Source organism: Serratia myotis (assembly GCF_027474885.1).
Classification (GTDB): domain Bacteria; phylum Pseudomonadota; class Gammaproteobacteria; order Enterobacterales; family Enterobacteriaceae; genus Serratia; species Serratia proteamaculans.
Window position 1 is genome coordinate 3,964,377 of the sequence record NZ_CP099707.1, and the last position, 12,323, is coordinate 3,976,699.

A 12,323-nucleotide genomic window follows, 5' to 3' on the forward strand; every position below is an offset into this window, starting at 1 on the left:
GACTTATTCTCCCTGGACCAGAGTCAGTTGTTGCGCCTCCAGGCGTTGGCGCAACAGTTTTTTATCCACTTTGCCAACCGGGGTGAGCGGCAGCGTATCAACCTGTATAAAACGATCGGGTAATTTGAATTCGGCCACGCCCTCGGCGCGCAAATGGCGGCGCAGTACCACCGCTTTCAGCGCGCTGGTCGCGATAATATAGGCACAGCTTTTTTCACCCATCAGTTCGTCCGGCATCGAAACCAATGCCGCGTTGATCACTTCCGGATGACGCAACAGCAGGTTTTCGATCTCCTCGGCGGCGATCTTCTCCCCACCACGGTTGATCTGATCTTTCTGACGACCTTCAACCTTCACATAACCGTCTTCGGTCAGGCTGATCAGGTCACCGGAGCAGTAGAAACCGTCGTCATCAAAGGCGGCGGCGTTGTGCTCTGGGCTTTGGTAATAGCCACGGAAGGTATAAGGACCACGGGTCATCAGACGTCCGGTTTCGCCCACCGGCAGCGGGTTGCCCTCATCATCGGCCACCCACAACTCGTCATCCGGCGACATCGGGCAGCCCTGGGTGGTCAGAATATGCTGGTCGTCATCGTCCAGTCGGGTGTAGTTCACCAGGCCTTCCGCCATGCCGAACACCTGCTGCAACTGGCAGCCGATCTCGGCCGGAATACGTGCCGCCAGGGTTTCTCCCAGCTTGGCGCCGCCCACCTGCAGCAGCTTAAGGCTGGCCAGTTGCTGGCAACCGCCCCACTCTTCAATCGCCTGCAACCACAGCGTGACCGCCGGCGGTACCAGCGCCGTCACGTTAATCTGATGCTGCTCGATCAAACGGAAACATTGTCCGGCATCCGGATCGCTGGCAAATACCACCAGCCCGGCACCATAGAACACGCCCAGGATGCCCGGGGAACTCATCGGATAGTTGTGGGCCACCGGCAGCGCGCACAGATAGCGGGTATCGACATCGAAATGACAAATTTCCACGCTACGGCGAATGCTGTAGTAGTAATCATTGTGGGTACGCGGGATCAGTTTTGGCGTGCCGGTACTACCACCGGAAAGCTGGAAAAATGCTACCTGATCGGCCGGGGTTGGCGTCGCAACAAAATCACCGCTGTCCTCTTCCAGCCAGGCCGCCAGCGACTGTTCGCCCTCGGCCTGATTACGCAGTGCCACCACGCGCAGTGAAGGATGCTCAGCATGAAAAGCCGTCAGATATTCATCGTTGCCAAACAAGCCATGCTGGCGATCGGCAATCAGCAACGCTGGTTTGATCTGTACGGCGTAGGCGTTCAGCTCGTTGCGTTGATGGCTGAACAGCGCATTCACCGGCACTACGCCAATTTTCAGCAGCGCAAAGAAGGTCACATAGAATTCGACTACGTTGCCCAGCTGCACCAGCGCAGTGTCACCGCTTTGGATGCCGCGACGCTGCAAGGCGGCGGCCAGCCGATCGGAAAGCTGATTAAGCCGGCGATAGCTCAGGCTGCGCTCCGGGTCGATCAGCGCGATGGCGTCATTTTTGGCCTGGCGAGTGATGATGTCGGTCAACGGCCGGTCGATCCAATATCCGCGCTCACGATAACGACGGGCCAAGGCCTCAGGCCAGGGGGTAAAAGCAATACTCATGGGAATGTCTATCCTTGGTTCAGGCCAAACGCCCGCGAAATGGTACTGAGTTTGGTGCCGGTTTCATGCCATTCGGATTCCGGCGAAGAGTCTTGCACGATGCCGGCTCCGGCAAACAGTCGCACCTGATTGCCCTGCACGGTGCCGCAACGGATGGTCACCACCCACTCGCCGTTACCTTCGGCGTCACACCAGCCGACGATGCCGCCAAACAGGCCGCGATCAAAAGGTTCCAACTGTTTAATCACCTGATGTGCCAACGCGGTCGGCGTACCGCACAGCGCCGGCGTCGGGTGTAACAGGCAGGCCAGCGACAGCGCATTTTCAGCGCGGCTGGCGGCTTCACCGTCGATAGGTGTCGACAGGTGCCACAGCGTGGTGGTGCTCAATAATTCAGGGACGGTGGGGATATTCAGATAACGGCAGCGATCGGCCAGCACCTGACGCATCCCTTCGGTGACAAACTGGTGCTCATAGCGATCTTTTTCTGACACCAATAACTGCTGGCTGACTTCCAGATCCCGCTGTGGATCGGCATCACGACGGGCAGAGCCGGCCAGCGGGTTGGAGTAAAACTGCGCGCCGGATTTGCGTAGCAGCAATTCCGGGCTGGCCCCCAACAGTGCCCCCTGTTCCAGCGGGACATGGAAGTGGAAACCATGAGGATTCTGGGCGATGATACGCGCCATCAACGCCTGGCGATCTACCGGCTCGCGGGTTTCAATCTCCAGCAAGCGCGACAGCACCACTTTATCCAACTGGTCGCCACGGGTCGCTTCCACCGCATCCGCCACCATCTGCATAAAGGGTTGCTGGGCAGGCACTTCATTTTGGCGAGTAATTTCCGGCAGGGCGTCCTGCGGTGAAGCTACGCCAGCCAAATAGGCATCGCGCTCAAACCATTGGGTTTGCTGGGGAATAAACAGCGCGGAGGGCTGATGAGTGTCAAACGGGATCGCACCGCACAGTATTGGGTTTTTCACCCCCGCCAGTTTGGCCTCGGCAAAAGCATGCTGTACCGCCTGCTGGAACTCGCCGTTAAGCTGGTCCCCGTCCTGGGCCGGCAGCGTGATTTTGGCGAAGCAGCCTTGAGTACTCAGGCTACGGAAAGGAGAGGTAAAGAAAAAGCCGGAGGTCGGCGACACGCCTGCAGCAGACTGTTCGCTATCCTTGCTTTGCGGCTTCTTCTGCCCGGAACTCTTTACTGTAACGCTCATCGGTACTCCCTTTCGTATCATGAACAATAACCGGTATAATAATGATTATCATTTGTATTGAATCGCGTTAAATTACCCTCGTGAATATGCTATGTCAATAAATGTAAACAGTTCTTCCATTCATAATCGTGATATAAAACCAGCAGTTTTAATTATATAAATGATAAGTATTACTATTTAACTTCTAAGGATGCTTTATGAAGAAGAACCCGATCTTCAGCCTGGTGCTGTTTGGCCTGATGGTCATCGGTACTGCCCATGCCGCAGACGCCGGTTGGCCGCGTAAAATTGAAACTTCACACGGCGTGGTGACACTCAGCCAGCCCCCTGCGCGTATTGTTTCCACCAGCGTCACCGTCACCGGTACCCTGCTGGCAATCGACGCCCCGGTGATCGCCAGTGGCGCCACCACGCCCGGCAACCGTCTGGCGGACTCACAGGGCTTCTTCCATCAATGGGGCGCTATCGCGGCACAGCGCGGCGTTAAGCGTCTGTATATCGGCGAACCCAACGCAGAAACCATTGCCGGTGAAGCCCCCGATCTGATTATCATCTCGGCCACCGGTGCCGATTCCGCCCTGCGCCTGTACGATCAGCTCTCCGCCATTGCCCCGGTGCTGGTGGTCAATTACGACGACAAAAGCTGGCAGGCACTGGCGACCGAACTGGGTCAGGCTACCGGGCATGAAGTTCAGGCACAGAAAGTGGTCAGTGATTTCGATGCGCGTGAAAAATCACTGAAGCAGCGTATGAAACTGCCGGAACAACCGATTTCCGCCCTGGTCTTCAACGCTGATGGCAAATCCGCCAACCTGTGGACCGCCGCTTCTTCCCAGGGGCAGATGCTCAAGCAGTTGGGTTTTACCCTGGCACCGCTACCGGCCAAGCTGAACAACAGCCGCAGCATGGGGATGCGTAAGGACATTATTCAACTGAGCGGTGAAAACCTGGCTGAAGGCCTGAACGGCCAGACGCTGATGCTGTTCGCCAACAACGACAGCGATGTCCAGCGGCTGATGGCCAATCCTTTCCTGGCGGACCTGCCGTCGGTGCAGCACCAGCGGGTTTACGCACTGGGGAGTGACACCTTCCGACTGGATTACTACAGCGCCAGCAACCTGCTGACGCTGTTGGAAAAACAGTTTATTTCTCAGTAGATTCTGCGGCGGGCTGGAGATCGCTTTCTTGCCCGCCACGGCCCACCTGACGCAGACCGCGCATCGCAAAAGCCAGCACCACACCGAGTAGCGCCACGCCAAAGCCAAAACTGGTTGAGGTCATCGCCGGCAGCATAAACGCCCCCATAGCCCCCAGCAGCAGCGCGCCCAAGGCGTCACCCACCACGTTTTGCGCCGTCCACAGGCCATTGATACGTCCGAGAAACGCATCCGGCGTCAGGTTCTGGATCAACCCGTACTGCAGCAGTGAATTCAGCGCGCTCAGATAACCGAAGACCACCAGGAAAAACAGCGCCAGGCCATACCACGGCATCAAACCGAACAGGCCGATAGCGACAAAAGCGCCAATCGCCGTCATCAGCATCATCCAGCCCGGCCGCGCCACGTGGGCTACACGACCACTGGTAAAGGCGCCAATCGCCGCACCCAGCGGCACGGCGGAATACATAAAGCCCAACTGCGCCGCACTGACCTGCCACATGCCGGACATGGCCGGATACAGCACCCGCACCGCGCTGGCCATGGTCAACAGCGCGCCAATCAGCGCCACCATGCCAATCACCCGGTTACGGAACAGAAAACCGAAGCCCCCGGCCAGCGCACGTAGTGGGTGCTCACGTGGCTGCGGGGGTGGCAACAACTGCGGCAGGCGCAGCAACGGGATCAGCGTCAGCAAGGTGCCAAACGCTGCCAGACCGTAGTTCCAGGCCACACCGGCGTTGGCGATCACCAGCCCCCCGATCGCCGGGGAGAGGATCGAGCCAAAACGCACCGTCAGCATGCTGATAGCCCCGGCCTGCACGATATTTTCACGCCCCACCAGTGCCGGTGTGGCCGCCAACAGCGCCGTAACGCCAACCGCACCGAAGAAGCCGTCCCAGACGGCCAGCAGGTAAATCAGCGTTAATGAGGGGGCAGGCAAAGCGGCGTTCAGACACAGACCGACAAAACCGATGCCGCAGGTGGAGCGGGCGAACAAAATCAGGCGACGGCGCTCGTAACGATCGGCCAGCACGCCCCCCATCAGCAAACCGGCAAACATGCCACTGCCCGCCAGCGTCACGGACAAACCAACCAGCAACGTCGACCCGGTCAAGGCCTGGATCTGCACCGGGATCGCAATGGCCATCAACCCCAGCGCTAAAATGGAAATAAAACGCGCGCAAAAAACGGCACGAAACGCGCCATTGGTCTTAAGCAGGCCAAAATCAAGCAAAATAGAGGGCTTACTCATGAGCTTTCTCACCACAACTAAAGAAAAAGGGGCAGCGTCTGTGCTGCAATAGCGAAGGGACTCATGGTACCATAGATGAAAGCAATCAATAATGATAATAAAACTCATTTATATTCAATTAAATAATGGATTGGTATGTTACGGATTTCACACCCTGGCACACAGCCCGTTCCTGCCCCCCGGGAGCGTCTTATTGGCGGCACTCCCCGCTCATTTCGCCGCAGGCTGTTTGGCCTGCTGATTGCCTTTTGTGCATTGCTGGTCGTGATTCTGCTCAGCCTGTCACTTGGCGCTAAATCTATTCCCTTCGACACGGTTATCCAGGCGCTGAACGGCCAGTGCAGCGGTGCAGACTGCGCCATAATTACCAATGCCAGGCTGCCACGTACACTGGTGGGCGTGCTGGCCGGTATCGCACTGGGCCTGTCCGGCGTACTGATGCAAACCCTCACCCGCAACCCCCTCGCCGATCCGGGCATTCTCGGGGTTAACGCCGGTGCGGGCTTTGCCGTGGTACTGGGGATCACCTTCTTTGGTGCTGCCGAGGTCAGCCAATATCTGTGGTTTGCCTTTGCCGGTGCGATGTTCGCTGCGCTGCTGGTGGCGCTGATCGGCGCTTTGGGCGGCAGCAGCCTTAACCCGGTACGTCTGACGCTGGCCGGTGTCGCGCTGGCCGCGGTGCTGGAGGGCATGACCTCCGGGATTTCCCTGCTGAACCCACTGGTGTTCGATCAGCTCCGTTTTTGGCAGGCCGGTTCGCTGGATATTCAAAATATGCAGGTGGTGCGTACCGTGGCCCTGCCGATCCTGCTGGGTACGCTGATTACCCTGTGGATGAGCAAGTCACTGAACAGCCTGAGCATGGGTAATGAATTGGCCACCGCACTGGGCACCGGTATCGTGCGTACCCAGTTGCTGGGTCTGCTGGCGATTACCTTGCTGTGTGGTGGTGCCACTGCCGCCGTCGGCCCAATTGCCTTTGTCGGTCTGATGATGCCGCACATCGCCCGGCGGCTGGCCGGTTCCGAGCTACACTGGATGCTGCCATGGACGCTGGTATTAACCCCGATCCTGCTGCTGAGCGCCGATCTGATCGGCCGCTTCCTGGTGGCCGGTGAACTGCGCGTTTCCATCGTCACCGCTCTGATTGGCGCACCGCTGCTGATCATGCTGGTGCGGCAACGCCATATGTTCAGGAGGCAGCGCTAATGTCGATGTCCGCAGCCCGCCTGATGGCCAACCACAAAATGCGCGCCCTTTCGCGTCCGGCGCTGACTGCGCTGCTACTGTTGCTGGCCGTGCTGGCGCTGGCGATTTACGCGCTGGGTTCCGGTGCTCTGTCACTGACCGCCTCGCAGGTGATCGACGCCTTGCGCGGTGAAGGCCCGGCCAACCTGGCGGTGATCGTCACCCAATGGCGCTTGCCACGCGTGGTGATGGCACTGCTACTGGGGGCGGCACTGGGCATCAGCGGTGCCATTTTCCAGTCGATACTGCGCAACCCGCTCGGCAGTCCGGACGTGATTGGCTTTAATACCGGCGCTTACAGCGGCGTGCTGGTGGCCATAGTGCTGTTTAACGGCGGCGTTATCGGCATCACTTCCGGGGCGCTGGTCGGGGGTCTGTTGACCGCCGCGCTGATTTATCTGCTGGCCTGGCGCAACGGCGTCGAGTCTTTCCGTTTGATTATCGTCGGCATTGCCGTCCGCGCCCTGCTGGTGGCGGGCAATACCTGGCTGATCATCAGCGCCTCGCTGGAATCCGCCATGACCGCCGGACTGTGGAGCGCCGGTTCACTCAACGGAGTGAACTGGGCGAAAAGCCTGCCGGTGCTGGTGGTGTTCGCGCTGTGCTGCTTGCTGTTGCTGACACTGTCCCGCCGCATGCGGCTGCTGGAAATGGGTGATGATACCGCCTGCGCACTCGGCGTACCGGTAGAACGATCGCGCGTTATGCTGCTGCTGATCGGCGTGTTGCTGACGGCCGCCGCGACCGCCGTGGCCGGGCCGATCTCCTTTATTGCGCTGGTGGCTCCGCAGATTGCACGACGCCTGTGCGCCAACCGCAGCGTCCTGCTGCTGACCGCCTTGATCGGTGCCCTGTTGTTGTTACTCGCCGATGTCGTTGCACAGCGCCTGTTTATGCCTTATCAGTTGCCGGTCGGGGTGTTGACCGTCAGCCTGGGCGGCATTTATCTGATTTGGCTATTAATCCGTGAGTCACGTAAAAAATGAATGCTGAACCCCTGCAGCCCGCGCCGTTGCGCGCCGAACATCTGACGCTCGGCTACGACAAAAAAATTGTCGCCAGCGACCTGTCCGTCTCTATCCCGCACGGCGAACTGACGGTAATTATCGGGCCGAACGCCTGCGGTAAATCGACCCTGCTACGTACCCTCAGCCGCCTGATGCAGCCGCAAGCCGGCGCAGTCTGGCTGAACGGTAAACAAATCAGCGAATACGCCACCAAAGAGGTGGCGCGCCAGTTGGGGTTGTTGCCACAAAGCTCGACCGCACCGGGTGATATCACCGTGTTTGATCTGGTAGCCCGTGGTCGCTATCCGCATCAGCGCCTGTTCAGTCGCTGGAGTGAGGAGGATCAACAGGCGGTAGACCAGGCGATGCGCTCTACCGGCGTATTCGAGCTGGCCGAACAGCCGGTCGATACGCTCTCCGGCGGACAACGTCAGCGGGTGTGGATCGCGATGGTGCTGGCGCAGCAAACGCCACTGCTGCTGCTGGATGAACCGACCACCTGGCTGGATATCACCCACCAGATTGACCTGCTGGAGCTGATGCGTCAGTTAAACCGTGAAAACGGCCATACGCTAGTGGTGGTGCTGCACGATCTCAACCATGCCTGCCGTTACGCCACGCACTTGATTGCCATGCGCAATGGCAAGGTGGTGGCCGAAGGGGCGCCGAAGGACATTGTGACCGCAGAACTGATCGAAGAAGTGTACGGCCTGCGCTGCATGATCATTGACGATCCGGTCTCGCACACGCCGCTGGTGGTACCGCTGGGTAAGTCATAGATATTGTAGGGGCCCAGCATGCTGGGCCCGCATTAATCGGGGCGAATGTATTCGCCCCCTACCGTCACTGGGGATTACAGCGCTCTTAGAATCCGGTTCAGCAACGGCCCTAACACCTTGAACGACGCCGGTGACACGATATCGACGTGAGCACAATCCAGCTCATGCACCTGCAAGGCATCCACGTATTGCGACCAGGTCTGCTGCACGTCCATCCCTTCCTGCAGCGTCTGACGCGCGACAAACAGCGTCGCCTGCCCTTTAAAGTTCGCCGTATGAGTCGCTGAAAGCAGGCGCACCGAATCGGCATAATTGGCTTCGATATTATCGAACATCGCCACACGGGTTTCGCCCAATGCCGGATCCAACGCATCCTCGGAAACTGCCAGGAACTGCTGACGTTCGCGCTGGACTTCTTTCAGTACGTTGTCATCCAGCATCACGTCCCAGTTCTGGGTTTCCGGCGGATAGGTATCCAGCAGCCCAAGGAAGGCCACTTCTTCACCCCGCGCCTGCAACCTGGCGGCAATGCCCTGCGCCAATGTGCCGCCCAATGAGTAACCGATAAAGTGGTACGGGCCCTGCGGCTGCACCTGCAATACCGTCTCCAGATGTGCGTCGCAGACCTGATCCATATCCTCGCTCAGCGCCAACGGACCCTCTGGCCGTGGTGACTGAATACCCACCAGCGACCAATGCTGATCGATATAGCGCGGCAATACGCTGAACTGCCAGGAGAATCCGGATGCCGGATGCAGACAGAACAACGTTGGGCCTTCCGTGGTACGTAATGGCAGTACGCTGTCAAAACCGGTCTGATCGGCCTCTTCCTGCGTGCGTTCTTCCGCCAGCAGCTGCGCCAGTTGTTCCACCCGGGAAGCCACCATCACCTGCCCTACCGAGACCGCTTTACCCAGCTCACGGCGCAGCTCCGCCGCCAGACGCATCGCCAGCAGCGAGTGACCACCGAGGGCAAAGAAATCGTCGTCGGCAAACACGGTTTCACGCTGCAGCAGACGGGCGAACACCGCAGCAATCGCCGTTTCCAGCCCGGCTTCAGGTTCACGCCCGGCGGCTCTGACGCCGCTCTGTGGTTGCGGCAACGCTTTGCGATCCAGCTTGCCATTGGCACTCAGCGGCAAGGATCCCATCTCGACCAACGCCACCGGCACCATATGCGGCGGCAAACGATCGGTCAGCGCGGCTCGTAGCACCTCCAGATCGAGGCGCACACCGGACTGCGCCACCAGATAACCTACCAGTTGACGGGCATCGCCACCGGCCGGATCTGTCGGCGTATTATCCAGCACCAGCGCATGAGTCACCGCCTGCTTGATGCCCGGTAATGACAGCAACGCATGATCGATTTCACTCAGTTCTATGCGTTGACCACGAATTTTTAGCTGATCGTCGCTGCGGCCGAGGTATTCCACTTCGCCCCCCGGTAACCAGCGTGCGACGTCACCCGTGCGATACATCCGCCCACCGTCACCTTCCGGATCGGCCACAAAGCGGCTGGCGGTCAGTTCTGGTCGGCCCAGATAGCCGTGCGCCAGCTGTACACCGGTGAGATACAAATCACCCGCGACACCCGGCGGCACCGGCCGCAAGCGTGCGTCGAGAATACGCAGACCGGTGTTCCATACCGGCAGACCAATAGGCACGTTAGCCCCGGTGACGGCGGCCAACGCCTCGCCCCAGGCCGGATGCCAGGTGACATCCACTGCCGCTTCGGTCGGGCCGTACAGGTTATGCAACGGCACCCCGGTGCGGCTTTGCCACAGGCGGCACAGCTCGGCCGGCAAGGCTTCACCACTGCAGAACACCTGCCGCAACGGCACACAACACGCCACCGCCTGCCGAGTGTCCAATGCACCGACAAAGGCCGCCAGCATCGAAGGCACAAAGTGCATAGTGGTGACCCGATATCGGTCAATCAGTTGCAGCAGCTGTTCCGGATCGCGATGCGCCTCCGGCGGTGCCATCACCAACTGGGCACCCACCATCAACGGCCAGAAGAACTCCCACACCGAGACGTCAAAACTGCAGGGGGTTTTCTGCAACACCACATCGCCCGCGGCCATCGGATACTGATGCTGCATCCACAGCAGACGGTTGACGATCGCCTGATGCCCCACCAGCACGCCTTTCGGCCGCCCGGTTGAGCCGGAGGTAAAGATAATGTAGGCCGGATGATGCGGCGTTGGCCCACTGAGCACCACGTCCGCCGCACTGTTTGCGGGCAGCGGTGCGTCATACAGCAAGATCTCACCCTGGCCGGCAAAACGCGCCTGCTGGCTGGCTTCGGTGATAATCAGGCGTGGTGCGGCATCCTCCAGCATCATGCTGAGGCGTTCGTCAGGATAACCAGTGTCCAGCGGCAAATAAGCCGCCCCGGCCTCGACGATGGCCATTAATGCCAGCGACAAAAACACCGACCGTGGCAAGGCAACGGCGACGATATCGCCGGGCTGCACACCCTGTGCCGTCAGTTGACGCGCTAACGCAGTGACCTGTTCACGGGTTTCGCGGTAGTTGAATTGGTATTGCGCATCGGCCAGCGCCGGGGCATCCGGGGTTTTCTGCGCCTGTTGCGCCAACAGGCCGCTGAGGGTTTGCGGCGCCACTGGATGAACGGTGTCGTTAACCCGGGCCAACAATTGACGATCCTGCTCGGTAAGCAAATCGGCTTCACCGATCGGCATCTGTGGCTGTGCCGCAAACTGGCGCAGCAACAGCGGCAGGCGTTGCAGATGCGCCGCCAACTCATCCGGCTGATAACGCTCGGCATTAGCCAGCAGATCAACCTTCAGCGTACCGGCCTCATCGAGGTACAACGCGATTTCCAGGTCACGCACCGGCCCGGAGGCCAGCTCATGGGTAATGCCTTCGATATCACCGAAATCCAATTGGAAATCGAACATCTTAAAGTTGAAAACGGTGCCGTACAGCGGCTGAGCATCGCCAATCCGCCCCAGGTCACGCTGCACCTGTTCCGCCTCGTAACGCTGATGACGACGGACACTTTTCAGCTCTCGGCCGATATTGCCGGCGACTTCGCTCAGCGTAGCCTGAGGGTCGAGGTGCATTTCGATCGGCAATACGTTAATCACCGGCCCGTTGGCACACAGTGCCGCCGAGCCGGTACGGCGCATAAAGATAAAACCGGCGCTGAAGCTGGCGTGGCCGCTCAGGCGAGACACCCACAGCGCCACCAATGCCAGCGCCATATCTGCCACGCTGAACTGCTGCTGACCGGCGTTCACCAGTTGGCTAAAGTCCTGGCGGTCACACAGCTGTGATAACCGATGAATGCGGGTGGTCGGCGTTTGGCCGGCCAACGGCTGCGGACAGAGCGTAGCCGGGGTCGGCAACTGCTGCGCCTTGTTCAGCCAAAAGGCCGCGTCGCGCTGACAGGTAGGCGACTGGGCGTAGCGTTGATATTCTTCAACCACTTCGCTGAAGGCGCTAAACGGCGTCGGGTCCGGCTGTTCATTACGTAACGTTCGGGTATAAATATGGGCAATTCTGCGGGCAATGGCGGTGAAACTGAAGCCATCTACCAAAATATGGTGATAACGCTGATACCAGAACCAGCGCTGATCCGACAGGCGGATCAACATATGGCGGTACAGCGCATTGCCGCTGCCGATGCGTAAATCACCGGACATATCCAGTTGCATCAAGGCGCGTGCTGCAACGGCTGCGTCAGGAGAATCACGCAGATCAATAAACTCGACCGGCAGGATCGCCAGCGCCGGGTCATGCCACTGCATCGGCACCCCGTCACGCTCTGCAAAACGGAACTGCAGGGTATCCACTTCGGACAGCCCCTGCGCGATCGCCTTTAGTAGGCAATCCTGGTCCAGCGGGCCGTTCAGCTCAATATAGTGGGAAACCGCGTAAGCATTGGCATGCGGTGAAATTTGATCGGCAACCCAGATCCCGGGCTGCGCGGCGACCAACGGCAGCTCAGTGGCGAGCTGCTGTTCGGACGATAATAAAATGCTGTCTGACAAGGGACTGAC

The 12,323-nt window shown here is 59.3% G+C and carries 8 protein-coding genes; 4 read left to right on the plus strand and 4 right to left on the minus strand.

The window, feature by feature from the left end; translation table 11 throughout:
• Window positions 1-3 precede the first annotated feature (3 nt).
• Window positions 4-1,632, minus strand: a complete 1,629-nt coding sequence (locus tag NHG65_RS18785) for a (2,3-dihydroxybenzoyl)adenylate synthase (protein WP_499182539.1) — start codon at window positions 1,630-1,632, stop codon at window positions 4-6.
• Between the two features lie 8 nt (window positions 1,633-1,640).
• Window positions 1,641-2,849 carry an isochorismate synthase gene (locus NHG65_RS18790; RefSeq protein ID WP_099063662.1) on the minus strand — a complete coding sequence of 403 codons (1,209 nt, stop codon included), beginning with the start codon at window positions 2,847-2,849 and terminating at the stop codon, window positions 1,641-1,643.
• Window positions 2,850-3,046: 197 nt separating this feature from the next.
• Here NHG65_RS18790 and fepB point away from each other — a divergent pair, with 197 nt between their 5' ends.
• The gene (gene fepB / locus NHG65_RS18795) at window positions 3,047-4,006 is read left to right on the plus strand and encodes a Fe2+-enterobactin ABC transporter substrate-binding protein (RefSeq protein WP_489844087.1); all 960 of its coding nucleotides are present in this window, start codon (window positions 3,047-3,049) and stop codon (window positions 4,004-4,006) included.
• On the opposite strand, the gene entS is transcribed toward fepB, so the two are convergent.
• Window positions 3,993-5,261: an enterobactin transporter EntS gene (entS, locus tag NHG65_RS18800; RefSeq protein WP_099063660.1), complete on the minus strand. Its 1,269-nt coding sequence runs from the start codon at window positions 5,259-5,261 to the stop codon at window positions 3,993-3,995. The two genes, fepB and entS, sit on opposite strands and share 14 nt — an antisense overlap.
• Before the next feature lie 135 nt (window positions 5,262-5,396).
• On the opposite strand from entS, the gene fepD reads away from it, so the two are divergent.
• From fepD to NHG65_RS18815, 3 genes are read left to right on the plus strand one after another with little or no spacing between them, the layout of a single operon-like run.
• Complete coding sequence (gene fepD, locus NHG65_RS18805; protein WP_099063659.1) at window positions 5,397-6,470, plus strand: Fe(3+)-siderophore ABC transporter permease; 1,074 nt, start codon at window positions 5,397-5,399, stop codon at window positions 6,468-6,470.
• Window positions 6,470-7,495 carry an iron-enterobactin ABC transporter permease gene (gene fepG / locus NHG65_RS18810; RefSeq protein WP_099063658.1) on the plus strand — a complete coding sequence of 342 codons (1,026 nt, stop codon included), beginning with the start codon at window positions 6,470-6,472 and terminating at the stop codon, window positions 7,493-7,495. The genes fepD and fepG overlap by 1 nt, the downstream gene beginning before the upstream one ends.
• Window positions 7,492-8,295 (plus strand): ATP-binding cassette domain-containing protein, encoded by an 804-nt coding sequence (locus NHG65_RS18815; protein ID WP_085117982.1) that lies wholly within the window; start codon window positions 7,492-7,494, stop codon window positions 8,293-8,295. The genes fepG and NHG65_RS18815 overlap by 4 nt, the downstream gene beginning before the upstream one ends.
• 74 nt (window positions 8,296-8,369) lie before the next feature.
• Here NHG65_RS18815 and NHG65_RS18820 read toward each other — a convergent pair whose 3' ends face one another.
• Window positions 8,370-12,314, minus strand: coding sequence for an enterobactin synthase subunit F (locus NHG65_RS18820; protein ID WP_499182540.1), 3,945 nt, complete (start codon window positions 12,312-12,314; stop codon window positions 8,370-8,372).
• Window positions 12,315-12,323: the final 9 nt, after the last annotated feature.